We start from the raw sequence: 25,722 nt of genomic DNA, 5'->3' as shown, positions 1-25,722 counted from the left end.
GGCTATGGACTATTGACTATGGGCTATGGCTCCATGGCGTTGTTAATGCTTTGTCTGTAAACAGCTTGCCTGCGTGCAGCCAAAGTGGATTGTCAGCTTTTAGAGCAACATCAGCGCTATGGGTTACTACCAGCAAAGTGGTATTCATTTTACGGCACACGTCGAAAAGTATATCTGAAACCGCTTGGCTGGTGGCCTCATCTAAGTTACCAGTAGGCTCGTCTGCCAGTACCAGTGAAGGTTTGTGCACCAACGCTCTTGCAATAGCGCAGCGTTGCTGTTCGCCGCCGGAGAGCTGCGAGATAGGCTTTTTAGCAAGCTGCAGTATATTTAATTGCTGCATAAGTTCAGTCTGATAGTGCTTGTTATAGTTTCCTTTTAGTCTTGCGGTAAACGCAATATTGTCCCACGCATTGAAGCAATCAAATAAGTTGTAACTTTGAAATACAATTCCCAGCTCGTTTTTTCGAAATTCGTCTACGTATTTACTTTGTAGCGACGCGCTTTTGTTGTTATCAATTTCATGGGCAGGGTCTTTTACAGGCCGTAAACAGTAATCGTTGATAGCGATGCTGCCCGAGGTTGGACTATCAAAGCCGGCAATAAGCGAAAGCAGCGTAGATTTACCGCAGCCAGACGCCCCCTGAATGCTCACAGATTGCCCACTTTCAACAACCAGATCTAGCGCAGAAAGAATAGGTGTACTAACGGTATCGTAGGTTTTAGATAATTTTTCAATTTTTAGCATATGGAGAATGCGCCGCCCGTGCATTTGAGGTCAAACGATATTTAATAAAAAAGCATAGAGGCAAAGCACTGGTGCAGCGCTTTTCAGCCCGCCTCATTTCGAAAGCTTATACGCTTAGATGGTGCTTATGGTGCAATGCTTATTCGCTTTTAAAGAGGTGACTTGAGATGAGGGATAGAAGTAACGTTCAAGCCACGGCAAAAGAAATGCCATGGCTTGTTTTAAAGATAGGGTGCCCGCCCTACTGATTAATTGTTACTGATTAATAAAGTTATCTAATTCTTCACCGGTAACTTTTTTTATCTGTGCAAACAGATACCACAAGGCTGCAATTAACAACACCATGCTCGGAATCACAATAACTGGGTAACTAAGTGCAGTCATTCTACCTAGCTCTTCCGTGTAGGCTGTAGTGCCTGGTTCGCTAACCAAAATCATTTTTGCGAGAATATAGTTAAGCGCCGAAGACAAAAAGAAAGAGCTGGCAACAATGTAGGAGCTTACTGCCACTTTTTTATTAAATTCAACCTGCTTACCTTTTGCATCAAGCACCTCGTTTAAGTGCGGCCAATTTATTATTTGGTCGTTAAGAATAAGCATCTTTACCAGCGGTTTTTCACTGTATTGCGTTACTAATACCGCAATGCCTATTACTGCAGGTATCGCTGCTTCTTTTATGGCGATGTATTCTGCTGGAAGTTTTAAAAGGCTGAAACCACCGGTAAGCAATACACTGATTATCCCTAAGATCGAAAAGCCGTTTACCTTACCCGACTGCTTTAAATCGTAAAGTCCATAACCAATAGGAAAGCTCAGCGCGGCAACAATACTCCATGCCGGTCCTAAATAATCTTCAGAGCTTGCGTAGCTCATCAGTACGACAGGGATAATAATGTTGAAGGCTAGGTTGCCAAAGAACCCCTGATTTTTTTGTGAAGGTTGTTGTACTGCTGACATATTAATCTATAACGTCTAATTTCATGCTTTGATTATACGGAAACTTATTTGCGTGCCCAGTGCCATGCGGCAAATAACCCGCCTAGAAAGCCAAATAAATGATATTCAAAAGAAATAAATTTTGAAGTAGGCAACACGCCGACCAACATTCCACCGTAAAGCGCCGCTACCACAAGAGAAATTAACAAATATCTCATTTTATTACTGCGAAACCCTGCCAGTACTAAAAAGCCGAAATACCCATATACCATGCCGCTAGCGCCTATATGAGTTGCACTTCTGCCAAACACCCACACGCCTAACCCGCCTATAAGCAGCGCGCAAAGGGTAGCAATAATAAAGGTGCGTTTACCCCATTGCATAGTAAGCCACATAAACAGCATAAGGGGTAAAAGGTTGGCCATTAAATGTGTGGGCGTGCCGTGCAGAAATGGCGCTGTAAAAATAAAAGGCAAGTGCCCAAGAGAACGGGGAACAACACCAAATGCATTGAGTGAATTGCCCGTAAGAAGGTTTGCTACTTCAATAAGAATTAACAGCGCACCTAGTGTGAGAATAATACGAATCTGCATAGACAGAGACTCCATAGTGAATCCTTTTTATTTATCGTTGCCACGTACCTTTTTACAATTTTTAGCGTGTCTTGCTTGCTTAAAGGTTCCAGAGCTAGGTAAGCAATACTCAAGCTATGATGCTAAAAGGGTGATAACGCTATAAAATAATGTGCGGCAAATAGCGAGATAAGTCTTGGGTAATCGACGATGTATCTTCTCTTACTGAAATACCCGCGGGCATGTCGTCCACCAACCAGCTGCCAATTAACGTATAGTTTTGCCCAAAAGTTGGCAAGGGCTCAAAGGCTTGAATAATAAACCCCTCTTCGCCGTAAGGGCCACTGCTAAGCTCGCTCTCTTTACCGTCTTGGATAATAGAAACATTTGCGCCTTCTCGTGAGTAAAGAGGCTTTTTAATCCATTTACCCTGAGCGGTGGATTTATGGGCTTCATCGCCAAAGTAGGCAGGCAGTAAGTTAGGATGACCTTCGAACATTTTCCACAGCATGGGCAAAAGAGCTTTGTTCGAGAGAACCGATTTCCACGGTGGCTCTAACCAATTTACGTCGGCGTCGCTTAATGCGTCACCAAATTCCTCTCGCAACATGAATTCCCAAGGATAAAGTTTAAAACAGTCGGTAATAGGAGAGTCGTTTAGGTCGGTAAATACGCCGGTGTCAGCAATGCCAATATCTTCAATAAAAACAAAGTCTGTCAGCAACCCAGCTTCAGCGGCGCAGTCTTGCAAATATTGTACAGTGCCGCGATCTTCGTCGGTATCTTGGCAGCAAGCCATATGCATTTGCTGAATGTTATAATGCTTGGTAATTTCACGGAATCGGTGAACTAGCTTCTCTTGTAGGCTGTTAAACTGATCAGCATGCCTTGGCAGCTTCCCGCTATTCACGTTTTGTTCAAGCCACAGCCATTGCCAAAAGCCCGATTCATACAAGCTGGTGGGGGTGTCGGCGTTATTTTCCAGTAATTTGGCCGGGCCAGAACCGTTGTAAACTAAATCTAAGCGGGAATATAAGCTAGGATCGGCATTAAACCAGCTAGAGCGAACCAGCTCCCAGTGTTGTTGAGGAATAGCAAAGCGTTGGAGTAGGGCTTCGCTATTTATCACTTCCTCTACAACAGCCAAGCACATTTGGTGAAGTTCGGCTGTAGGATCTTCTATGCCTTTTTCAATTTGCTCAATAGAAAATTGATAATAGGCGCTTTCATCCCAGTAGGGCTCACCGTACATAGTGTGGAAATTAAAGCCAAACTCAGAAGCAAGCTGCTGCCAGCCCTTCCTTGGCTGGCATGGCATTCTAAACATGCTAGCCGCCCCATCCGCCTTTGCGGCTGCTACTGCCCCACGATGATTTAGCGCGTACGCTACTTCCAAAGCCGCCTCTTTTCATTGTGCGGTTCACTGTTGGCTTAGGCTTAAGGGTTTCTTTTCTTACTCGATAGTTGCGTTTGCGAATATCACCGTCGAACACGTAACCGTCTGCCGTTATCCAGCGAGAGCGAAAAGGGGAGTTATAGGAGGATGAGGTATAAAGTGGCTGTGAGTAATACCGATTAGGTGAAAGTAGCGAACTCACCATATAACCAGCCATAAATGGCATAAAAAAACTGCCGCTATTGGTATTTACACTTCTGCACTGGTTGGGCCCGAATTCATACTCACAATCGTATTCTGAGTTGAATCGTGGGCTGGTGCGCATGGCCTCATCAACGGCTGTTTGATATGCAGCTTCACACTTTTCAAGTGCGTCTGGATAATCCTGCTTACAATCGTCTATAGAAGTATAAATTTTTGCTTCTTCACGCTCGGCACCGCATGCAGAAAGTAAAACACTGGCCACACCTAGGGTAAGTGGCTTCACACTAAACGCCTTACGCATGCGATTTAAGTTTATGTGTTTACTTCGCTTTGTTGTGGCCACGGGCTTAGGGTTTTCAGAAGGCTGAGCCGACGTGATTTGACTGTCGGCCTTAATCACATTACTGCGTTGTGTAAATTTTTTATCGATTGAGTCTGTCATTGCTGCCCCCTTAATAGGTCATGCATGCCGCATTGAGTAGGCCTACAGCAATAGACATACTGGCTAGCATAATGCCTGCCGACACCTCGTTGTTGTTAATGCGCTCAGCGATTTTGGGCATAAAACTAAAGCGCAAAATACCAAACGCCAACGACTGAGCAATAACTGCCACTATGGCCCAAATGGCAAAATCTACTACCGCAACAGAGTTAGATGCAGCGCTACCTAGCGCAATCGCAAAACCGATAATCGCGCCGCCATAACCTATCGCAGCTGCGGTATTTTTCTCTTCTTTTACCAACTTCCATTCGTCGTGAGGAGTAACTAATGCGTAAACAAGTTTAAAAATAAACAAGAACACAATAGAAAGGCCAAAGTACAATGCGAAATTGTCTAAGCCCGCGAGCGATTGCATGATTGTATCCATCATAATTCTGTTCCTATCCGTTAATCGTTAAATCTGCTGGTTCAATGTCAATGCCGGTTGAGATAACCAAGCATCTGTCTAAATTACTACCCACTTGTTTTTCCTCACCCACAACAAGCAGTGTCTCAACGCGATCGTTATCTATTGGGCGCTCGTAAAGCATCATAAACTGGTCTGTTTTACTAATGTCACCATCTTCTTCATAGGTGGTCTCTGTTACGGCAACGGGCGGCGACTCGTCGCCAATTGCTCCCCACACCCGTGTAAAAACAGTGCCGTCAATTTCATAGGTAGGCTGACTAATAATATCCGATAGGCATTTGTTCCACTGCGCATCGCTACCAATAGTTTGAGTGTCGTAAAAGTGCCATAATTTCACATCAGTAATGTGATTTTCACTCATGCCACCGTCGAGGATCACCTGCAAAAAAGCATCGTCGTCGGTGTAAAATCGTAAAATGGTACCGCCAGTATCAAGAGGCGCCTCTCCAACGGCCTGTATGAGGTGAGAGCGCGCGGCGCTTTCAATGGTTAGCGACGGTTCTAACAGAGTCATTTTCAGGTTGTCGAGTTCAAACGAACCGCCTAAATACAAGCCCATGACTTCTGGTGTTTTGGGCGCTTCGGGTTGTGTTTTTTTAAATAGTTTACCGAACATAGCAAGCCTCTTAATCTGCGTCTAATGTTAACCAGTCAATGGCATTAATGCGGCTAACTGCAATATAAAACAAGGTGTCTCCCGGGTTGAGTTTTTCATCAAGGGGAGGGTTGACCACCATATCTTTTACCTGCCCACCTGGGGCATAGCCAATAAATATTGCGTCGTGTTTGCGCTTTAAATTAATGAACAGCTTTGCCACCGAAATGGTTGGGCTTGAGGCCGGTATTTTTACTGAGAACTGAGCTTGACCCTCATCAACACTTAATAAGTCGTGATGCAGCATACTCGAGCCAGGGTCAAAAGCTGCTTTTGCTAACATTTCTACCGCTACGCTTGGCGTGCACTCAACCTTCGGACAATGATCTTGTAATAAGCCCACTAAGCTTTCGTCTTCGAAGTAAGCTACTTGATGGGCGTCTGGGTTACGTCTAGAGCAGTACAGGGCCGTGGTCATGGTTACATCATCTTGCGGGTTATCAATTAAAATCGTGGCGGCTGATGCAACGCAGGCTCGGTCCATGTCTTCGTCTTTATTGAAGGAGTCAACTTTGACGAACTCCACTATGCCTGGCATAGGGTTGCTAATATCAGCTTTTACGCACAGCACAATGTCTGGCCGCGGCACCATGGCTTCACGCTCTTGAAGCAGTAAGTTAAGCAATAGCATGGTGCGCTGCTCGTTCCAGCCAATGACCAATATATGATTTTCTACAGCTAAGTTAGTCATACCCAATAATCCTTTTCTCCATTGTTCAGACACCCAGGCAGCCATTCTGCCAATTACCATGGCAAAAATACTCAAGCCTAGTGGAATAACGTAAATGGCGACAATTAGTTTACCCGCTGAGGTTACGGGCGAAAGATCGCCATAACCTACGGTTGAGGCAGTAACGGCTAGCCAGTAAAGAAAATCGACATTGCCGATGAGTTCGTTTTCATTTGCAGCATACAGCAGCCAATAGCTGCTGACGGCATAAAATGCTGTAGCACCTAATATGGTGTACCAGCGAGATTCTGCAAAATATTGCAGCATGATTTTGCGCAGTTTTATCCATGGAGACATAAACGAAACAACCCCTGTTATGCGTGCTGCTACTGTGCCCTGAAGCCTTTGATTTGTCTAGGGGATGTTGAACGTTGCTTTTGATAGTCGCAACGGTCTTTGTGCCGTCTAGACAAGGCGTGTGTTAAGAGTCACGCCCACTAAGTGTTTTTTACTAGCAAAAAAAGGGGAGCTGCTAAGCTCCCCTTTGATTTGTTATTACTACTTACCTAAAATTCTAGCAAGCTCATCGTCGGCAGACGTTTTGCCGCCTTTAATGCCAGCTTCGGCAAGACGCTTTTCAAGGTCGCTGCTAGACTCTTCGCTTGCCAGCTCTTCTGCGGCCTGAAGTTCGGCATTGCGCAGTTTCTGTTTGTCCTGAATGCGAGACAAAGATTCCGTCGCTGTCTTCATTTTGCTGTTCGCGCCCATGTGTCTTGATGACACGGCCACTTGAGCCTTTTGCACGCTTTCTGTCGCTTTCACCATATCAACCTGCTGCTCTAAGCGACGAAGATTCGCTTTTGCTTGCTGAATATTGTGCGCCAGTTGTTTCTCCGACTGTTTGAACTGATCTAAGTACGATTGCTCTTGCGCTCGCTCTTCACTCAACTCTGATACTTTTTGTGCACAATCTAGCGCTAACTGACGATCGCTATCCACCGCTTTTCTCGCGTGTGCTTCGTATTCAGCAATAGATGCATTGAAGCTCTCTACCTTTTGTTGCGAAAGCTTACACTTAGCAAGAATTTGCGTGCGAGCGTGATCAGACTTGCGTAATTCCTCTTTTGCTTCTCTAATTTCTTGCTCCAGAATTCGAATAGCCTGGCTATCGGCAACAGACTGAGCGGCTTCGGTAGCGCCACCTTTCACAGCGGTAATTAATTTTTTCCACACTGACATATGCTTCTCCTTAAAAGAAAATTTTAGTTAAGGTGAATTTCGTAAGCATCTAAAAACGATGCGACATTCTGAAACAAGGTTTCAACTTCAATAATGATACTTTCGCTTTTTGACTGCGCACTTAATGCGCCAAAAGCGGTGTAGTATTCATCTCCACCTATTGTAGAAATACCTACCGTGGTGAGTGGAAACACCATATGAGATGACAGAATTTCATGGTCAAGAGCGGCTTTGTCTTTAACTTCAGAGGCGGAAAATAATAGGCTTTCTACTATTATTTGTTCACCGCTTATTGCTAGCCAAGCGTCTATGCCGTCTTGATTTGCAATGAGTAAGCAGTTCTCTTCTCGTGTTACCACAAAGTCATCTACCTCTTTTAATAAGGTTTCGATGCTTTCCAGTTCCCAACTCATAGTGTTCTCCTTAAATGATTGAAGCGATAATGTCGTATGTGAATCAATGTCAGTTGCTAGGTTAATACGCCTTTAGCAATTGCTACTGTAACCAGTATTTTTCACATACGCCAACATCTTGACTTGAAGTGTAGATCCTTTGTGCCATAATCGTCAATAACAAAAACACTTCATAAGTGTAAAAAAGTGTGTTTTTGTAAACAATGATTCACAAATGGGTGCAGTCTAGTGGTGTGGTTTAGTGGTGGAGGTGGTTTTGGAGAGCGAACTGAGTGCAAAAAATGCGTGGAGACAAACCGTGGCACGGGTTGTTAAATCAGAAATGTCAGTACGCGGTGTGAAGTATCAAGATTTGAGCCAGCGTCTTGCTGCCATTGGTATAGAGCAAAGCGCTGATAATTTAAGGAATAAAGTGAATAAGGGAATAATGGGAGCAGATTTACTGCTTCAAATACTTTTAGTGTTAAAAGCTAGGCCAATAGATGCCTCGGTTTTAGAAGAGATCCTGACTGACCTTAATGCTTACTGACCTTAGCGCGTAAGTTAGGTAAACTATGCAGCAAAGCAATGAACTAACACTATAAGCTTAAGAGCATGCTTGTTGAGAACGCGAGTAGCTCTCTCGGTAGCTCTCTCGGTGGTTCTCTCGGTAGATCACGCGGCAGATTTCGCAGTAGATAAAGACAGCAGATAAAAAAATACCCAGCAATGCTGGGTATCAAAAGGGAATAAAAAAGATAAAGAATTGTCAGGGAGAACGTCATCACTATCTGACAAGTATCTTAACCGATTAAGATTGATTGCGCTAATTTTGAGCAATGTTGTTAGGTATGTGATTTTATAATGAATTATCCAATCTTATACATTTTTAAATTCTAATAGAGTACGCCGTAACGTTATGAAACTTTCTGATTTTAGCTTTGAACTTCCCGAAAAACTAATAGCAAAATATCCTACTGAACAACGAGCTGCAAGTAGGCTTCTGCGCCTAGACGGTAAAACGGGAGATGTGGCGCACTCAATGTTTGCTGACATGGTTGACCTTGTTGAACCCGGTGATCTGTTGGTTTTCAATAATACTCGTGTCATTCCAGCGCGCTTGCTGGGCAAAAAAGAAACGGGTGGACAGGTAGAGGTACTGATTGAGCGCATTACAGGTAACAATTGTGCCCTTGCTCATGTAAGAGCAAGTAAAGCGCCTAAGCCTGGTACTAAGCTGGTGCTAGAAGATAAAGTAAACGTGACGGTTACAGGTCGAGATGATGCGCTGTTTATTCTGCAATTCGACCATGATGAAACTGTGCTTGAGTTACTCGAAGCTCACGGTCATATGCCGCTACCACCTTACATAGACAGGCCCGATGAAAGCTCAGATAAAGAGCGCTATCAAACGGTGTACAACGAAAAGCCGGGTGCTGTTGCAGCGCCAACAGCGGGCCTTCACTTCGATGACGAAATACTGAATGCACTGAAAGAAAAGGGCGTTAATTTAGTGTTTGTTACTTTGCATGTAGGTGCAGGTACTTTCCAACCCGTGCGTGTGGACGACATAACAGAACACAAAATGCACGCAGAGTATGCAGAGGTGCCTCAGGAAGTTGTAGATGCAGTGCTACAAACAAAAGCCGCCGGTAAAAGGGTTATTGCGGTAGGCACAACGTCGGTACGTTCATTAGAGTCTGCGGCAAAATTCAGCACTGAGCGCAAAGAAGATAATGTTATCGGGCCTTTCTACGACGACACCGAAATTTTTATATATCCTGGCTTTGAGTTTAAGGTGGTTGACGCCATGTTTACCAACTTTCACTTGCCAGAATCTACACTCATGATGCTTATCAGTGCCTTTGCCACCAAAGACCATGTTATGAAAGCCTATCAAGAGGCTATTGAGAAGGAATACAGGTTCTTTAGCTACGGTGATTCCATGTTTATAGAAAAAGGCGAATAGCGAAAAGTTCCTTCTTATTCGTTCACTTCAGTAGAAATATAGATACAAGGCATGATCTCATACAAATTGCTGGTATAATCTCGCGCAATTATTTTTATTGTCCAGCGCTCGGTCTTTAATAAGCGTCGAGCTATAACAAGCTTCAATCTTATTAAGCGGTAGTAAGTGTAGATATTAAAGCTTTTATATCGGGCGCAGGTTTTTACCAAGCGCACTTTTTGTTGTTGCTAAAAGCAAAAATAGCAAGAACTAAAAAAATGTGAGCTAAGACGGGAAAGTTCTTACATGCAATTTGAGTTAGTAAAAACTGACGGTCGCGCCAGACGCGGTCGTCTTAAATTTGAGCGTGGTGTTGTTGAAACTCCCGCATTTATGCCAGTAGGTACTTACGGTACTGTAAAAGGCATGACGCCAGAAGAGTTAGAAGAAAGCGGCGCGCACATATGTTTGGGAAATACTTTTCACCTGATGTTACGCCCTGGTACCGGTATTATCCGTCAACACGGCGACCTGCATGATTTTATGAATTGGGACAGACCCATTCTTACCGACTCTGGCGGTTTTCAGGTATTTAGCTTAGGCGATCTGCGCAAAATTACCGAAGAAGGCGTTACGTTCCGTTCGCCAATCAACGGCGAAAAAATATTGCTTACGCCAGAAAAGTCGATGGAAGTTCAGGCAGACCTTGGTTCAGACATCGTCATGATTTTTGATGAATGTACGCCTTATCCTGCAACCGAGCAAGAAGCGCGTGTATCTATGGAAATGTCGTTGCGCTGGGCGAAGCGCAGTAAAGATGCTCACGGCGATAACCCTGCTGCTTTATTTGGCATTATCCAAGGCGGTATGTATGAAGGTCTTCGTGATGTGTCGCTTGCCGGGCTTGAGGCAATCGGCTTCGACGGATATGCCATCGGCGGTTTATCAGTAGGTGAGCCAAAAGAAGACATGATCCGCATTATCGACCATACAGCACCAAAAATACCTGAAGATAAGCCTCGTTACCTTATGGGTGTGGGTAAACCTGAAGATTTGGTGGAAGCAGTACGCCGCGGTATCGATATGTTCGACTGCGTTATGCCAACGCGAAATGCACGTAACGGACATTTGTTCGTGAGTGAAGGCGTTATTAAGATCCGCAACGCTAAACATCGCAACGATACATCACCATTAGACGAAAATTGTGACTGTTACACTTGTAAAAATTATTCTCGCTCTTATTTACATCACTTAGATAAGTGTAACGAGATATTAGGTGCGCGACTAAACACTATTCACAATTTGCGTCATTACCAGCGTGTTATGCAAGGCATGCGCGATGCTATTGAAGCAGGCACAATGGATGAATTCGTTCACACCTTCTATGAACAGAAAGGGTTGCCGGTACCGGCGCTTTAATGTTGAAAAACAAAGAAAATATTTAAATAACAACAATACTCGGGGAATTTTATGAGTCTATTTATCTCAAACGCATACGCGCAATCTGCTGGTGGTGCATCTCAAGGCGGTGGCATGGAAATGCTAATTATGTTGGCCGTTTTCGGTTTAATTTTTTACTTTCTTCTTTATCGCCCACAAGCTAAGCGCGTAAAAGAGCACAAAAACTTAGTAGCTTCACTAAGTAAAGGCGACGAAGTGCTTACGCAAGGTGGCCTAGTAGGAAAAATTACTAAGGTAGCCGACGATAAAGACTTTATTGAAGTAGCGCTTAACGAAGCAAGCAACATCGTTGTACAGAAATCTTCAGTGACTGCTGTATTGCCAAAAGGCACAATGAAGTCGCTGTAAGTAACAAACGTCGGCGCCAAGTTGCTGCTTGGCGTTGGCACGAAAGGATTATCCAGTGCTAAACAAAAATTCAATATGGAAAGTGTTAAGTGCGCTTATTGTGGTTGCAATGTGTGCACTTTACGCTCTTCCCAATATTTACGGCGAAGATCACGCCGTTCAAATTTCCGCAGGCCGCGACGCTGTTGTTACTCAATCAATGGTTGAGCAAGTTAAAACTGCGTTGGCTGAAAAGTCGATAACGCCAAAACGCATCGAATTCGAAAATGACCAAATTCTAGTTCGAGTTTCCGATTCAGATACACAGCTTATTGCTCGTGAAACGCTAGAACGCCTCCTTGGTGACGATTATTTTGTTGCAATGAACCTCGCCCCAGACACGCCAGAATGGCTTGAAAGTCTGGGAGGCACGCCGATGAAGTTAGGTCTAGATCTTCGTGGTGGCGTTCACTTCCTTATGGAAGTTGATATGTCAGAGGTAATCACTAAATCCCTTGAAGATGCAGAAAGTGGATTCAGAACATCACTTCGTGGTGAAGAGATTCGCTACCGTGGTGTAAAACAAGTGGGCAACCATATCGACATTACCTTTCGCGATGAAGATGCGTTAGATAAAGCGAAGTTTTTCCTCCGTAATCAAAGCCGTGACCTTACGTTTGATGAAGTTGGTGAATTGACGTTGCGCGCAACGTTTGCTGAAAGCAAGCTGCAAGAAATTCGTGATAATGCAGTGAAGCAAAACATCACAATTATCCGCAACCGTGTAAACCAATTAGGTGTGGCCGAGCCGCTTGTTCAAAAGCAGGGTGCCGATCGTATTGTGGTTCAATTACCCGGTATTCAAGATACAGCGCGTGCAAAAGAGATTTTGAACGCTACGGCAACGCTTGAGTTTCGTATGTTGGATCCGAAAAACGATGTTCGCGATGCATTAAACGGTCGCGTGCCTCCTGGCTCTCAAATTATTGAAGACCAGCAGGGCGTACCGCAGCTATTAGAAAAGCGCATCATGCTTACTGGTAGCCACATTATTGATGCAAACAGCGGTGTAGACGAATACGGCCTACCCAATGTAAACATCTCGCTAGATTCTGAAGGCGGAAACAAAATGTCGCGCTCTACTCGCGGCAACATCGGTAAGCCAATGGCAACTGTTTTCATTGAATATAAAGCCACTGGCGAGCGCAATAAAGAAGACAAGCTTATCTTTGAAAAAGAAGAGCAAGTTATCTCTGTTGCCACCATCCGCGCTCAGCTTGGCAGTAAGTTCCAAATTACAGGTTTAGACTCGCCAAAAGAAGCCCGCGACCTTGCGTTACTTCTTCGTGCTGGTGCACTTATCGCGCCTATTCAAATTGTTGAAGAACGCACAGTGGGCCCAAGCTTAGGTAAAGAAAACATTGAACTTGGCACACAGGCCATTGTTTATGGTTTGCTAGCAGTACTTGCCTTTATGCTGGTGTATTACAAAGCCTTCGGTATTGTGGCTAACGTTGCGCTGGTGACTAACTTGGTCATGATTGTGGGCATTATGTCTATGATACCAGGGGCAACATTAACCCTGCCTGGTATGGCTGGTATTGTACTTACCGTTGGTATGGCGGTAGATGCTAACGTGCTTATCTTCGAGCGAATCCGAGAGGAACTGCGAGACGGTCGCAGCCCGCAGCAAGCTATACACCACGGGTACGACAGCGCATTTTCGACTATTTTAGATGCCAACATTACTACCTTCATTGCGGGGCTTATTTTGTTCGCAGTGGGTACAGGTCCAATTAAAGGGTTCTCTATTACGCTTATGATTGGTATTGCCACTTCTATGTTTACCGCTATTTTAGTTACGCGCGTTATTGTTAACGCTGTATATGGTGGAAAACGTCTAGAGAAATTGGCGATTTAAGGAGCGTAACATGCAATTATTAAAACTATCCGAAACCGTTAATTTCATGCGCCTTCGCATACCTGCGATGGTGCTATCAACCCTACTTATTTTAGGCTCTATCGTTTCATTAGGCGTTAACAGCTTAAATTGGGGCCTAGATTTCACCGGCGGTACGCTTATTGAAGTGGGTTATGAAGACAGTGCGAATTTAGAATCTATTCGCGTTCAGCTAAATAACGCCGACTTTGAAGATGCGATTGTACAAAACTTTGGTAGCAGCCAAGACGTGCTAATTCGCATTGCGCCTCGCGAAGGTGTGAAAGCCGTCACTATTGGTAATCAAGTTATAGACGCATTGAGAGCAGACGGTACGGCAGTTGAAATGCGTCGTATCGAATTTGTTGGCCCAAATGTTGGTGAAGAGTTAACAGAGCAGGGCGGTCTTGCTATGCTAGTAGCACTTATCTGTATTTTGGTTTACGTAGCAATGCGCTTCGAATGGCGCTTCGCGCTAGGCTCAGTGTCTGCATTGGCCCACGATGTTATTTTAACCTTGGGCTTATTCTCAGTACTGCAAATTGAATTCGATTTGACAGTATTGGCAGCGGTGCTGGCGGTTATCGGTTACTCACTCAACGATACTATTGTTGTATCAGACCGTATTCGCGAGAACTTCCGCAAAATTCGTAAGGGCGAGCCTATTGATATTATCAATATCTCACTCACCCAAACCTTAAACCGAACAATAATTACCTCACTAACCACAGTTTTAGTGTTGGTTGCTTTGTTCTATAAAGGTGGCGCATTAATTCACGGTTTTGCCACAGCACTATTATTTGGTGTGGTAGTAGGTACTTACTCATCGGTTTACATTGCAAGCTCAGTTGCTTTAGCACTGGGTATTAGCAAAGAAGACTTAATGCCACCGCAGGTGGAGAAGGAAGGTGCTGACCAAGAGCCGCTGTAAAACGGTTTGGCTTAAATGAAAGTTGGTACAATTACCAGAGAAAGACAGCGTTGCCTGATAGATTGAATAATTGTTCTGGCTACGTTTATCAAGTATAAAAACAAAAGGTCGCTGTTTTCACAGCGACCTTTTTTTATTTGTTGCGCTTTTGTCTTAAGTGATACTTAAGTAAGACACAGATAATAAGTAAAGTTTACTTAAGATGCTTAACCAGACCTTGAACTACCTTTCCGCTTCCAGCAACGATTTCGCCCTTGTGCAGTGGGTCGTTTCCGCCTTTAAAGTCTGTCACCAAACCGCCTGCTTCACGAACGATAAGCTCGCCCGCAGCGATATCCCAAGATTTAACACCGCGCTCGTAATAACCGTCGTGACGGCCAGCAGCAACGTATGCAAGGTCAAGTGCGGCACTGCCTGCACGACGCAAGTCACCCACTTCATGGAAAATTTTATTGAGGCTAAGGGCATATTCGCCAAACTGTGATTTGTTTTTAAACGGCAGGCCAGTAGCAATGATGGTTTCGCTTAGGTCGCGAGGCTTAGATGCACGAATTCGGTAACCGTTTAGCTGGGCACCTTGACCGCGGCTTGCAGTAAATAATTCACTTCGGATAGGATCGAATACAACCGCTTGCTCTAGACGGCCCTTATGAAGAAGCGCGATAGATACAGCAAAGTGGGGAATGCCTTTCACAAAATTGGCGGTACCATCTAGCGGGTCGATTATCCACTGATAATCTGTATCTGACCCCAATATTTCCCCTGACTCTTCACCTAAAAAGCAATGATTGGGAAATGACTGCTGAATTTTATAGATAACAGCTTGTTCTGCGTCTTTATCAACTTGAGTAACAAAGTCGTTAAGACCTTTCGACTCAGTTGCAATTTCATTATGTTTCTCAAAACCACGAACAATAACTGTTCCAGCCGCACGCGCAGCACGCACTGCAATATTCAGCATAGGATGCATAGATAAACCACCAATTGTAAAAGACCAATGAAATGAAGAACTGTATAAAAAATAGCTCATCATTTTCGAAAACGCGCGGAGTTTAACAGAATAGGCATATGATGCAAATGAATTTGCCTCAGCTGACTTGATCTTAAACCATTCGCTTTGTCCAAATATCGCCATCTATACCGCCGCTATGCTACACTTCCCGGCAATAACGACGTTCCTACGCTCCTTGCTTTTGTAATAACAACTGTGCGCATAACCGTGTGTGCAATTGGTCTTTTATCATGAAAAGCTTCTAAGCCTAACAAAAGCAAAATAAGTGTAGCGTAAAGAGCGTTAATCACATTTAGTCAGTACGTAGGTATCGTAAGCATGCTTGAGAATATTCGCATTATTTTGGTCAACACTTCACACACAGGAAACATAGGCTCCACGGCTCGCGCTATGAAAACCATGGGGTTAAGTAGCCTGTATCTGGTTGACCCTGTTAATGAACCCGATGGCCAAGCAAGCGCGCTAGCTGCAGGTGCCGGTGATGTGCTGGCTAACGCGAAAATAGTAGGCACGTTAGAAGAAGCTGTGAAAGATTGTGGTTTAGTTGTAGGTACCTCTGCACGCTCTCGCACGCATTCATGGCCTATGTTAGGCCCGCGTGACTGTGGTGAAAAGTTGATTCAGGAGGTGAGTAAGTATCCTGTAGCATTAGTTTTTGGCCGTGAGAACAGCGGGCTTTCCAATGAAGAGCTGCAGCAGTGTCATTTTCACATGTGTATCCCAGCTAATCCAGAATACAGCTCGCTGAACTTAGCCGCAGCGGTGCAAACCCTGTGTTATGAAATCCGCATGGCTTATTTGAATAGAGAAACTTTTCCGGAATTTCAAGAAGAGTATCCTTTGAACGAAGACTTAGAGCGTTTTTACGTGCATTTAGAATCTACGTTGGAGAAAACCTCTTTCATACGCAAAAGCCACCCTGGTGTGGTTATGACCAAGTTACGTCGTTTGTTTAATCGCTCACGTCCTGAGTCTCAAGAGCTTAACATTTTGCGCGGAATTTTAGCGTCCATTGAAAAGTCGGTTCAAACAAATGAACAAGATGCTAATAATGAGTCTTCGCAAGCATTAGCAGACGACGCTGCTGCTAAAACGATCAGTCAGGATGATAATTAGCCAGAAAAGCAATTGGTCAGAATAGCAATCAGTCAGAAAAGCAAAGAGTAAAGCATGTTCAGCCGAATAAAAGATGACATTCAAGGCGTATTTCATCGCGACCCCGCAGCTCGCAATACGTTCGAGGTATTAACTAATTACCCCGGTTTACATGCAGTGTGGCTGCATAGAATTAGTCATAAACTATGGAATGCAAAGTGGAAATGGCTAGCTCGCTCGCTGTCTACATTTAGTCGTTGGCTTACGGGTATTGAAATACATCCGGGCGCCACGCTCGGTCGTCGCGTTTTTATCGACCATGGCATGGGTGTGGTTATTGGTGAAACAGCAGAAATTGGTGACGATGTTACGCTTTATCACGGAGTTACGCTTGGGGGCACAAGCTGGAAGGCCGGGAAGCGCCACCCAACTCTGAAAAACGGTGCGGTAGTAGGGGCTGGTGCTAAGGTTCTTGGGCCCATAACTATTGGCGAAAATGGCAAAGTGGGTTCTAACTCTGTGGTAGTAAAAGATATTCCCGATGGCGCTACCGCGGTGGGTATTCCAGGGCGGATAATTGTTTCCAAGCAAAAAGATGCCAATGCCTCAATGAATCCTCAGCGAGATAAAATTGCACAAAAATATGGTTTCGATGCCTATGCTGTAGCGCAGGACAATCCTGATCCTGTTGCAAATGCTATGGGTATTATGCTCGAGCATATGCATCAGATGGACTTAAAAGTAGAAGAGATGTGTAAGGTTATCCAATCTCTAGGTGGCGATGTGTGCACAGAAAATCTTCATAACATTAGCGCGGAAGATTTTGTTGATACTGGTTTTGAGTTAAATGAAAGCAATGCCAATAGCAGCAGCAAGCATACCGCTTTTGACCCAACGATTTAGCGAAGGCTCTATTTTTAAAGCACGCGATTTACCAAACACGATTGAACACAAAAAACTAGCCTTCTGCTTATGAGATAAACAGAAGGCTATTTGCTATAACCGGGGCTCTAGAAGTTCGCTGTAAATCTCATATAGTAACTTCCGCCACCTAATCCTGCTGGATGGTTAAGAGGATAAATTGCACCTAAGAAACCGCCATCTCGGCCAGTGAAACCTTCGGTTTCCCACTCATCAGGAAATTCATCGAATAAGTTTTTCGCACCAATGGCAACCGACATATTTTCATCGATATCATAAGACACTTCTGCATCCACCAAAAATAGACCTGGCGTCACAATCGGCAAACTCTCATCGTTAAACAGGTTTTCAAATACTTCGCCATAGTAGTTTACGCGTATTAATGCGTTAAATGGTTCAAAAGTATGGTCAATAGTAAACGTTGTACGAAAATCAGGAAGTGCATCTTCTACTTCACGGGCTCGCGCGTCGGTAACTGTTTCACCTCTGTTGGTCACTTTGGTATCGGTATAGTTAACCGCTAGCGTGAGTTTGGTCATCGCATTATCCCAATCTAATGGATAGTCAGCAACAACGTCCACGCCTGATGTTTCAGTATCAAAGTCGTTCACAAAAAATGATACCTGACTTACAGTGGCGGCCTCAGCGACGCCTCCAGCGACGAGTAGATCGCGCTGTTCCGTCGTCAACTCGCGGGTAACTTGAGCAATACGGTTTTCAATTTCAATATTGAAATAGTCAACAGTAAGCGATAGGTCACCCAAGCGAGTGGTAAAACCTAAACTGAGGTTGTTGGCATCTTCCGGGCCGAGTTGACCACCACCAAACAAGGTTGCAAAAGGACTTGTTGTCGATACAACTAACAGTTCTTCAAGCTGGCCATTGTTGAAATTGGTCGCAGCTCTTTGCAGATTTGATTGTCCTACGCTAGGTGCGCGGAAACCAGTACTGACAGCGCCACGTAAAACGACATCGTCTGTGAGGAAGTAACGCGCTGACACCTTACCATTTGTGGTAGTGCCGAAATCGCTATAGTCCTCATAGCGAACAGCTAAACCCAATAATAGGCTATCGGTGACGTCAGCCTCGAAGTCGACGTAAGCACTCGTACTGTTACGCGAAAATTTACCAGAAATGTCTGGATTGAAACCCTGGAAACCATTTGAGCCAACGGAAAAACCTTGCGATACAAACTCGCCTGCCGTATAAGAAGCTTCGTCTCCCGGCGTAATCTCAAATGATTCGTCGTGATATTGAAGACCAAACGCTATGTTTAAATCTGATGAAAATGCATCCACTTCGACAGCTTGTGAAAAGTCTGCGTTGACTACGGTTTCGTTTTCGATTTGAGCGCCAAGGTAGAACTCGTTTGGCGACGCAGCACCTAATGACGCATTGACCGTATTATAAATCTCATACGACAAGTTGTTTTCACCATTAACAACACTAAAATCGTAGACTAAGCCGTTATCAAGTTCACCTTTTACACCGAGTGCTATACTAAAATCTTCAACACTGCCGCCGAACCTAGGGGTAAAACCACCGGGAAACTGTGAGAAGAAAGCAAAACAGTTGTCACCGGCACCGTTGACGAAATTCTGGGCATCAGTAAAGCTTGTTGTTGGTAGTGGTCCTACCGGGCATCCTTCGCCAGTCGAGTCTGCAAATAGTACATTAGAGCCACTGGCGAAAACGCCTTGACGAGACGTAGGATTGCGATAGAAAAAGCTGCCGTCTACATCGCGTGTTGCATAGTTAGCAAATGAGTAGACTTGCGCATTGTCATTGATGTCGTAACCTGAATTCAGGAAGAATTTGTAGTCATCTGTCACTTCTGGAGCGCCCCAGATAACAACAGGGTCGGCCACTGGGAAGCCGGCAGCATCAAGCGCAGTTGCGCCGCTGTTAGTTCCTTCACCGTCTTGAATCCCTCGACTGGTTGCACCCGAATCTTTCGCTTGGAATGAAGCGACGGCGAAACCCTTGTCTCCTAGATGAAAGCCATAAGAACCAGAAACCTCAAATGTTTCTCCGTCGTTATAATATGACTGACCATACTGTGCGGTAATCATTCTTGTCTCAGGATCATCCTCAAGTGCATAGTTAATTACACCTGCTATCGCATCAGAACCATACTGAGCAGCAGCGCCGTCACGAAGAATTTCGACTCGTTTTAAAGCAGCGCCAAACAAAGGAGTTACATCAACACCTTGCGCGCCTCGGTTAACACCGGAGACAAATTCGCCCACAACCGCACCACGATGGCGGCGCTTACCGTTAACGAGTACAAGGGTTTGGTCAGCGGCCAGAGAGCGTAAGTTAACGGGGCGAACCATACTCGCTGCGTCTGAAATTGGCTCTCTACTTGCGTTCAGAGAGGGAATGACTGCAGTCAGTGCATCTATAGCGTTTGTACTACCCTGGCGCATTAGTTGGTCTGAGTCGACGATGTCGATAGGGCTAGCGGTTTCCATTGTTGAGCTTGACTGTGCTCTTCGAGAGCCCAGTACTGCAATTTTTTCAACCAGCTCCTCCTCTACTTGCTTCTCCTGCGCATGCACAGTGCCTGAGAAGCCTGCGGTTGCTGACAATGCCATTAATACTGACATTGACAGCATCGTTCTGTTCAAAGCTTGCTTGCTCATCTGTTTTCCTCACCTTGTTGTTTTTGTGTAATTATTATTGTGTGTAACGCTTGCGGTTACACTTATTTTTGAGTGTTAATGCATTAAGTTCTAGCTCAATAATTCATATATTGCCTTTCTTTTTTATCACTTCGTCGCCCGTTGCCATGCCTATCCAAAAGAGTGATATTAGAATTGATATTAGGCATTTGGGGTTTGAGTGCATTTCCCCCTGTAGTAAAGGAACTGGCTCAATTTTCTAACGCGATGAAGTGATAGAAAGAGCATACTTTTATTTGGTGAGTTTTTTGAACTAAAAAAATACTCAAAGTATGTTTTTTGAACTTAATTTATGGTACTTAAACGGTTAAATGAACTGGGAAATAAAACATGTGAGTTCAAATGGACAATTTTGATAAAAAAATCATTGCGGAACTTATGCTTGACGGTAGGTTATCGATTAGTGAGCTCGCCAATCGTATCGGATTGTCGAAAACGCCATGTCAAAATCGTTTAAAGAGATTAATTGACGGCGGTTTTATTCTTGGCTTTCGCGCTATTGTTGATCATGCAAAGCTGGAGCGGGAAATGGTGGCATTTACCGAGGTTAAAATGTCTGATACCAGAGAGTCTGCGTTGGCAGACTTTAATGTTGCAGTAAGTAAAATCCCCGAAGTTGAACAATGCCATCTCATTGCCGGTACTTTTGATTATCTACTAAAGATACGAACGTCTGACATCAATCAATATAGAAAGGTGATAGCAGAGTCTATTTCACAGTTACCTCATTTGGCGTCTACATCTACTTATGTATCGATGCAATCGATAAAAGATAATGGGTAATACCATTAATTCGCATAGTCTCGCTGAGAGGGGAATTATCTGTGCGGACTGGTGTAATAAAAGAGTATTCTTGCGAACTCAAGCGTCAGCTTTCTGCTAGCCTAAACAATGGTGGTAGTGATATCGGCACGCTCCCGCAAATAGTCATGGCCTTCGTTATTCAAAGGAAAGATCAACGCTCTAGACTTGCGTACAAACCGACTCAATAAGCTACGCTAACCGCAGTTGGTTTACCGTGCCAATAAAAATAGCCAGTGATGCATCGATAACATCGTCAATGCTGGCTTCGTATTGGCTGTTTACCCATACCATTGCACTGTTGATTAAACTGCCTGTAAGCGCAGCGCCAATAAACTGCATTTGAGTGTCTGAAAGCTGCTTTTTGTCGGACACAGATGAGGTTAAATAAGACATCATTAATGCGGCAAAGTCGGCGGAGCAACGACTATAAAGTCTATCTACGCGCTCACTCACCCCTAATACTTCAGCATGAGTTATTCTTGCAAACTTTGGATCTGCCATAGATGTAAAAAAACAATTCAGGCCCGGGCGAATACGCTGCGATGGCTCGCTGTACTTGCTTGCTCTTTCAAGCTCTTCTTCTAGTCGAAGACGGAAATCATCCATAAGCTTTTCATAACAGGCTACCAATAAATCTTCTAAGTTAGTGAAGGACTCGTAAAAGTAGCGGTTTGTTAACTCGGTCTGTGCGGTCAACATGCGCATAGTGGTTGACTGAAAACCGACAGTGCCAAAAAGTGAAATCCCCGCTTCGATAAAACGCTGTCGGCGCAGCGCAATGCGTTCGGACATTGAAATGCCAGAATATGTGCGTTCTGTGGCTGCTTCACAAGAGATAGATGTATTTTTCATAGCTGACATATTATGCATTGACGACCTTGTTACAACAACATACATTAAAGTGATAACGTTTGTTATCACTTCTTGAGGCGAGCATGCAAAACACAGTGCCAATTTTAGATGTATTGATTGTCGGAGCCGGTATTTCAGGTATCGGTTGCGCTTACCACGTGCAAAATAAGTGTCCGGATTTGACTTATTCCATCATAGAAGCTCGTGCAGACCTTGGTGGAACCTGGGACTTGTTTAAGTACCCTGGTATTCGTTCTGACTCAGACTTGTTCACTTTTGGGTACGACTTCAAGCCGTGGAAAGAGAAAAAGGCAATTGCCGATGGTAGCTCAATAAAGGCTTACGTTGAGCAAACCGCCGACGAAAATGGCATCAGAGAAAACATACGTTTTTTAACGCGCGTTGTGGATTTAGATTGGCACAGTAATAAGCAGTATTGGCTGGTAACGCTGCGTTGTGAAGAGACTGGACATACCGAGCAGGTAGCGGCTCGATGGGTATTTAACGCGTCAGGTTACTATCGATATGACAAGGGGTATGCACCTGAATTTAAGGGGCAAGCGAATTTTTCGGGAGACATTATACATCCTCAGCATTGGCCTGAAGACCTAGATTATGAAGGTAAGCGTGTGGTTGTAATCGGCAGCGGTGCCACTGCTGTTACTTTAGTGCCATCGCTGGCGAAAAGCGCTGCTCATGTGACTATGTTACAGAGAACACCTTCGTATATCTTACCCGTTCCAACTCAAGATCCTGTCGCAAAGTTTTTGAGGCCTCTATTCGGTGATGATTTAGCTTTTAAGGCTGCTCGACGCTTTAATATAGCAAAGCAGCGTTGGGTGTACGCGTTTTGTCAGCGCTTTCCCAATCGAGCTCGAAAAATTATACGCAATTTGAACGTAAAAATGCTGCCAGAAGGATATCCTGTTGATAAGCATTTTAATCCACCCTATAACCCATGGGAACAAAGGCTTTGTGCAGTGCCTGGCGGCGACCTTTTTAATGCGATATCAGAGGGAGCGGCGTCGGTTGTCACCGACAACATCAACAGTTTCACCCACACAGGTATTCAGCTTGAATCTGGAGACCATATCGATGCAGATGTGATTATCACTGCAACGGGTCTAAATTTGCTTCCCTTAGGTGGCCTAATTCCAAAAATAGATGGAAAGGTGGTTTCGCTTCCTCAATGCGTTACCTACAAAGGAATGTTGCTAAGCGGAGTGCCAAACTTTGCTATCGCCGTGGGATATACATCATCATCGTGGACCCTCAAAATAGGGCTATTGTGCGAGCACTTCACACGACTATTGAATCATATGAAACAGCACGATTATCTGCAATGCACACCTATTGCAGACCCGAATATGGAAACACAACCGTTGCTTAATTTTGGCGCCGGATATATCCAACGTTCAATAGATAAGCTACCGCGCCAGGGTGTCCGTTTCCCTTGGTCTATGTCGTGGAATTATGCTGAAGATGTAAAGATTTTTCGTAAAGGTAGGGTAGACGACCCGGCGTTAAAGTTTGAGAAAAGCGTTGAGTAAGAAGGCACGGTGAGAGAAGTACAGTGAGATAAGTACGGTGAGACAAGTACAGTGAGAGAAGCACAATGAGCTTAGCGCAGCACAAAGAACAGTTTATTACACTGCAAAACGGAGATACGTTTTGTTATGCCGAACACGGGCAAGATAAAAATGGCACCGTTTTGCTTATTGCGGGGCTTGGGCTTCAATTAGTTTATTGGCCCAGCGCATTGATAGAGCGGCTGGTAGCAAGCGATTTTCGTGTAATTTGCTTTGATAACCGCGATGCAGGTCGTTCTGTAAGAAGCACTACTCCGCATCCTAGTGTACTGCAACAATTGCGTGGGAAAGCGCCAAAAGGAGCATACGGGCTAGAGCGCATGGCAGAAGATACTGCGCAACTTTTAGCCGGGCTACATGTTAAAAGCGCTCATATAGTAGGTATGTCGATGGGGGGAATGATTGCACAGACACTCACAAGTATGTACCCAGACGTTGTTGAGTCAATGACCTCCATATTTTCGACAACCGGCAGCAGAAGGGTAGGCCAGCCTTCTTACTCAACGTTATGGCGAATGGCGAGAGCAAAGGCCCCCAGAAGCGAACATGAGGCAATTAAAAATTACCACGCCATGATGACACACATTGGCGATAGCACGGCAGAGGGCGCAATAAGTCAATGGCAGCAGTATGCAAAACTGGCTTGGCAACGAAACGGCTCAAAGAGCGATTCAAAAGCTATGTTTCGACAAATAGGTGCGATTATGAAGTCTGGCGATCGTACCCAATTACTGAACAAAGTGGCTGCTCCCACATTGGTTATTCATGGTGATGTGGACCGGATGGTGCACCCCAGTGGCGGTGCTGCAACAGCGAAGGCTATTGCAGGTGCAAAGCACCAAGTCTTGCGTGGCTTACGTCACCAAATAGATACGATACAAGGCCATCGTATAGCCGATAGTATCTTAGCGCACATTCAATTAAACAAGAGAACTTAAACAAGAGAAATTAAATAAGGGCCAATAGCATGAGACTTCACGATACTGTTGTCGTGTTAACCGGAGCAGCAAGCGGTATTGGTAGGGCATTAGCCCTTCAATTATCAGCAATGAATTGTCATTTAGCACTAGTTGACCGCGACGCACAGGGGTTAGAAGAAACAATATCGCTGTTGCCCGATAACGGACAAAAGGTCACATCGCATGTCTGCGACTTGTCTGTTATGGATAAAGTAAAATTGTTACCTGAGCAGATCCTTATGCAGCACCATACTATTGATGTGCTAATAAACAATGCTGGTGTAGCACTAGGCGGCGACTTTGAGCAAGTTAGCGAGAACGATTTTAATTGGCTAATGAAAATAAACTTTGATGCACCCGTCTCCCTAATCCGAAATACATTGCCGACTATGCGCGGGCATGGAAGCCCAGCAAAAATTGTGAATATTTCAAGCTTGTTTGGGCTTATCTCGCCACCGGGACAAGCCGCCTACTGCGCCAGTAAATTCGCGCTTCGTGGGTTCAGTAATGCCCTTCGCTATGAATTAAAAGACACGAATGTAAGCTTGCTGGTGGTTCATCCAGGCGGAATTGCAACGTCAATTGCAAATAACGCGAGAGCGCCCGCTGAGGTGGGTGAGGCCGAAGTACTGCGACAGCGCAAGATAATGAATGCATTTCTGAGAATGCCGCCAGAAAAAGCAGCTAAAGCAATCATTACAGCGATAGAACGTGACAAGCCTCGTTTACTCATTGGTTATGATGCAAAACTGTTGTCGTTTATTGAGCGCTTAATGCCAGTATCTTATTGGTCTATAATAGGAAGGTTAACAAAGCAAAAATAACGCAGTTTCTTTCATACTTAAGCTGCTTTCTTCAAATCGATGGCAGTTAAGTTGTGAATTGATAATACCTGACTAATTTACTAGGTCTTATACTTGACCATTTTAGTCAGGTATGTGAAAATTCCGCCATACAGATAAAGGCGGGAGACAATAATGAAACTTACCTCTAAAGGTCGCTATGCGGTAACCGCAATGCTAGACGTTGCATTACATTCCAAGCGTGGCCCCGTTCCCCTTGCCGATATATCAGAAAGACAAGAGATATCACTTTCCTACTTAGAACAGCTGTTTTCTCGACTGCGCAAAGAGCAGTTGGTAGAAAGCGTACGTGGTCCTGGCGGCGGCTATTTACTGGGTCGCAGCGCTAATGAGATTGCCATAGGTGAAGTGATATCTGCGGTTGACGAATCGATTGACGCTACACGATGTCAAGGTCAAGCAGACTGCCAAGGCGGCGATCGCTGCTTAACACACAGTTTATGGCAAGATTTAAGCGATCGTATTTCTAGCTTCCTACATTCCATCACCCTTGGTGAGTTAATGGAAAAGCATGATGTACGAGAGGTTGCCGGTCGCCAAGACAGTAACAGTTCTCTTCGCAATATAGCTAATGACATTGAAGTCAGCATTAGACTTTAAATAGGCATTTATAA

The 25,722-nt window shown here is 44.5% G+C and carries 27 protein-coding genes; 14 read left to right on the top strand and 13 right to left on the bottom strand.

Annotation, left to right across the window (positions count from 1 at the left end; genetic code table 11):
- Positions 1-16 precede the first annotated feature (16 nt).
- The 10 genes from GTW09_RS08615 to GTW09_RS08570 all read right to left on the bottom strand — a co-directional run bounded on the left by GTW09_RS08615 (position 17) and on the right by GTW09_RS08570 (position 7,744).
- Positions 17-748: an ABC transporter ATP-binding protein gene (locus GTW09_RS08615; RefSeq protein WP_163111542.1), complete on the bottom strand. Its 732-nt coding sequence runs from the start codon at positions 746-748 to the stop codon at positions 17-19.
- A 255-nt stretch (positions 749-1,003) separates the two neighbouring features.
- Entirely contained in the window at positions 1,004-1,705 is a 702-nt protein-coding gene (locus GTW09_RS08610) for a VC0807 family protein (protein WP_071980184.1), read from the bottom strand.
- A gap of 44 nt (positions 1,706-1,749) precedes the next feature.
- The gene (locus tag GTW09_RS08605) at positions 1,750-2,292 is read right to left on the bottom strand and encodes a rhomboid family intramembrane serine protease (RefSeq protein ID WP_163111541.1); all 543 of its coding nucleotides are present in this window, start codon (positions 2,290-2,292) and stop codon (positions 1,750-1,752) included.
- Between the two features lie 124 nt (positions 2,293-2,416).
- Positions 2,417-3,583 (bottom strand): glutathionylspermidine synthase family protein, encoded by a 1,167-nt coding sequence (locus tag GTW09_RS08600; RefSeq protein WP_163111644.1) that lies wholly within the window; start codon positions 3,581-3,583, stop codon positions 2,417-2,419.
- A 1-nt stretch (position 3,584) separates the two neighbouring features.
- Positions 3,585-4,157 carry a DUF1190 family protein gene (locus GTW09_RS08595; RefSeq protein WP_071981315.1) on the bottom strand — a complete coding sequence of 191 codons (573 nt, stop codon included), beginning with the start codon at positions 4,155-4,157 and terminating at the stop codon, positions 3,585-3,587.
- Between the two features lie 151 nt (positions 4,158-4,308).
- On the bottom strand, positions 4,309-4,725 hold the full coding sequence (locus GTW09_RS08590; protein ID WP_071981314.1) for a DUF350 domain-containing protein: 417 nt from the start codon (positions 4,723-4,725) through the stop codon (positions 4,309-4,311).
- Between the two features lie 13 nt (positions 4,726-4,738).
- Positions 4,739-5,383, bottom strand: a complete 645-nt coding sequence (locus GTW09_RS08585; protein ID WP_163111539.1) for a YjfK family protein — start codon at positions 5,381-5,383, stop codon at positions 4,739-4,741.
- 10 nt (positions 5,384-5,393) lie between these two features.
- Entirely contained in the window at positions 5,394-6,449 is a 1,056-nt protein-coding gene (locus GTW09_RS08580; protein WP_203565687.1) for a potassium channel family protein, read from the bottom strand.
- 201 nt (positions 6,450-6,650) lie between these two features.
- Positions 6,651-7,331, bottom strand: a complete 681-nt coding sequence (locus GTW09_RS08575) for a PspA/IM30 family protein (protein ID WP_071980180.1) — start codon at positions 7,329-7,331, stop codon at positions 6,651-6,653.
- A 23-nt stretch (positions 7,332-7,354) separates the two neighbouring features.
- Entirely contained in the window at positions 7,355-7,744 is a 390-nt protein-coding gene (locus tag GTW09_RS08570) for a DUF2170 family protein (RefSeq protein ID WP_071980179.1), read from the bottom strand.
- A 256-nt stretch (positions 7,745-8,000) separates the two neighbouring features.
- Between GTW09_RS08570 and GTW09_RS08565 the strand changes: the two genes are divergently transcribed.
- The 6 genes from GTW09_RS08565 to secF all read left to right on the top strand — a co-directional run bounded on the left by GTW09_RS08565 (position 8,001) and on the right by secF (position 14,329).
- Positions 8,001-8,273: a DUF6471 domain-containing protein gene (locus GTW09_RS08565; protein ID WP_269529595.1), complete on the top strand. Its 273-nt coding sequence runs from the start codon at positions 8,001-8,003 to the stop codon at positions 8,271-8,273.
- A gap of 369 nt (positions 8,274-8,642) precedes the next feature.
- Positions 8,643-9,692: a tRNA preQ1(34) S-adenosylmethionine ribosyltransferase-isomerase QueA gene (gene queA, locus GTW09_RS08560; protein WP_163111538.1), complete on the top strand. Its 1,050-nt coding sequence runs from the start codon at positions 8,643-8,645 to the stop codon at positions 9,690-9,692.
- A gap of 285 nt (positions 9,693-9,977) precedes the next feature.
- Positions 9,978-11,090 carry a tRNA guanosine(34) transglycosylase Tgt gene (gene tgt / locus GTW09_RS08555; protein WP_071980177.1) on the top strand — a complete coding sequence of 371 codons (1,113 nt, stop codon included), beginning with the start codon at positions 9,978-9,980 and terminating at the stop codon, positions 11,088-11,090.
- Positions 11,091-11,141: 51 nt separating this feature from the next.
- Entirely contained in the window at positions 11,142-11,480 is a 339-nt protein-coding gene (gene yajC / locus GTW09_RS08550; protein ID WP_071980176.1) for a preprotein translocase subunit YajC, read from the top strand.
- Between the two features lie 55 nt (positions 11,481-11,535).
- Positions 11,536-13,380: a protein translocase subunit SecD gene (secD, locus tag GTW09_RS08545; RefSeq protein WP_163111537.1), complete on the top strand. Its 1,845-nt coding sequence runs from the start codon at positions 11,536-11,538 to the stop codon at positions 13,378-13,380.
- A 10-nt stretch (positions 13,381-13,390) separates the two neighbouring features.
- Positions 13,391-14,329: a protein translocase subunit SecF gene (secF, locus tag GTW09_RS08540; protein WP_071980174.1), complete on the top strand. Its 939-nt coding sequence runs from the start codon at positions 13,391-13,393 to the stop codon at positions 14,327-14,329.
- A gap of 193 nt (positions 14,330-14,522) precedes the next feature.
- On the opposite strand, the gene suhB is transcribed toward secF, so the two are convergent.
- Positions 14,523-15,299 (bottom strand): inositol-1-monophosphatase, encoded by a 777-nt coding sequence (gene suhB, locus GTW09_RS08535; protein WP_100973267.1) that lies wholly within the window; start codon positions 15,297-15,299, stop codon positions 14,523-14,525.
- Positions 15,300-15,659: 360 nt separating this feature from the next.
- Between suhB and trmJ the strand changes: the two genes are divergently transcribed.
- Together trmJ and cysE are read left to right on the top strand one after the other, a co-directional pair.
- The gene (gene trmJ, locus GTW09_RS08530; RefSeq protein WP_163111536.1) at positions 15,660-16,457 is read left to right on the top strand and encodes a tRNA (cytosine(32)/uridine(32)-2'-O)-methyltransferase TrmJ; all 798 of its coding nucleotides are present in this window, start codon (positions 15,660-15,662) and stop codon (positions 16,455-16,457) included.
- Positions 16,458-16,511: 54 nt separating this feature from the next.
- On the top strand, positions 16,512-17,339 hold the full coding sequence (gene cysE, locus GTW09_RS08525) for a serine O-acetyltransferase (RefSeq protein ID WP_163111535.1): 828 nt from the start codon (positions 16,512-16,514) through the stop codon (positions 17,337-17,339).
- A gap of 107 nt (positions 17,340-17,446) precedes the next feature.
- Here the strand turns inward: cysE and GTW09_RS08520 are convergent, their stop codons facing one another.
- A complete protein-coding gene (locus tag GTW09_RS08520; RefSeq protein WP_163111534.1) occupies positions 17,447-20,002 on the bottom strand; it encodes a TonB-dependent receptor plug domain-containing protein in 2,556 nt (851 codons plus the stop codon).
- 381 nt (positions 20,003-20,383) lie between these two features.
- Here GTW09_RS08520 and GTW09_RS08515 point away from each other — a divergent pair, with 381 nt between their 5' ends.
- Together GTW09_RS08515 and GTW09_RS17455 are read left to right on the top strand one after the other, a co-directional pair.
- A complete protein-coding gene (locus tag GTW09_RS08515) occupies positions 20,384-20,824 on the top strand; it encodes an Lrp/AsnC family transcriptional regulator (RefSeq protein WP_163111533.1) in 441 nt (146 codons plus the stop codon).
- A gap of 41 nt (positions 20,825-20,865) precedes the next feature.
- A complete protein-coding gene (locus tag GTW09_RS17455; RefSeq protein ID WP_203565686.1) occupies positions 20,866-21,033 on the top strand; it encodes a hypothetical protein in 168 nt (55 codons plus the stop codon).
- Between the two features lies 1 nt (position 21,034).
- Here the strand turns inward: GTW09_RS17455 and GTW09_RS08510 are convergent, their stop codons facing one another.
- A complete protein-coding gene (locus tag GTW09_RS08510; protein ID WP_163111532.1) occupies positions 21,035-21,715 on the bottom strand; it encodes a TetR/AcrR family transcriptional regulator in 681 nt (226 codons plus the stop codon).
- A gap of 65 nt (positions 21,716-21,780) precedes the next feature.
- Between GTW09_RS08510 and GTW09_RS08505 the strand changes: the two genes are divergently transcribed.
- The 4 genes from GTW09_RS08505 to iscR all read left to right on the top strand — a co-directional run bounded on the left by GTW09_RS08505 (position 21,781) and on the right by iscR (position 25,708).
- Positions 21,781-23,247, top strand: coding sequence for a flavin-containing monooxygenase (locus tag GTW09_RS08505; RefSeq protein WP_163111531.1), 1,467 nt, complete (start codon positions 21,781-21,783; stop codon positions 23,245-23,247).
- A 65-nt stretch (positions 23,248-23,312) separates the two neighbouring features.
- Complete coding sequence (locus tag GTW09_RS08500) at positions 23,313-24,224, top strand: alpha/beta fold hydrolase (RefSeq protein WP_163111530.1); 912 nt, start codon at positions 23,313-23,315, stop codon at positions 24,222-24,224.
- A 29-nt stretch (positions 24,225-24,253) separates the two neighbouring features.
- Positions 24,254-25,069 (top strand): SDR family NAD(P)-dependent oxidoreductase, encoded by an 816-nt coding sequence (locus GTW09_RS08495; protein WP_163111529.1) that lies wholly within the window; start codon positions 24,254-24,256, stop codon positions 25,067-25,069.
- A gap of 153 nt (positions 25,070-25,222) precedes the next feature.
- Entirely contained in the window at positions 25,223-25,708 is a 486-nt protein-coding gene (iscR, locus tag GTW09_RS08490; protein ID WP_071980165.1) for a Fe-S cluster assembly transcriptional regulator IscR, read from the top strand.
- The last annotated feature ends 14 nt before the right edge of the window (positions 25,709-25,722 follow it).

Source organism: Alteromonas hispanica (assembly GCF_010500915.1).
Lineage (GTDB): Bacteria > Pseudomonadota > Gammaproteobacteria > Enterobacterales > Alteromonadaceae > Alteromonas > Alteromonas hispanica.
Note: the sequence above shows the minus strand (reverse complement) of the source record. Positions and strands in the feature narration are given on the sequence as shown.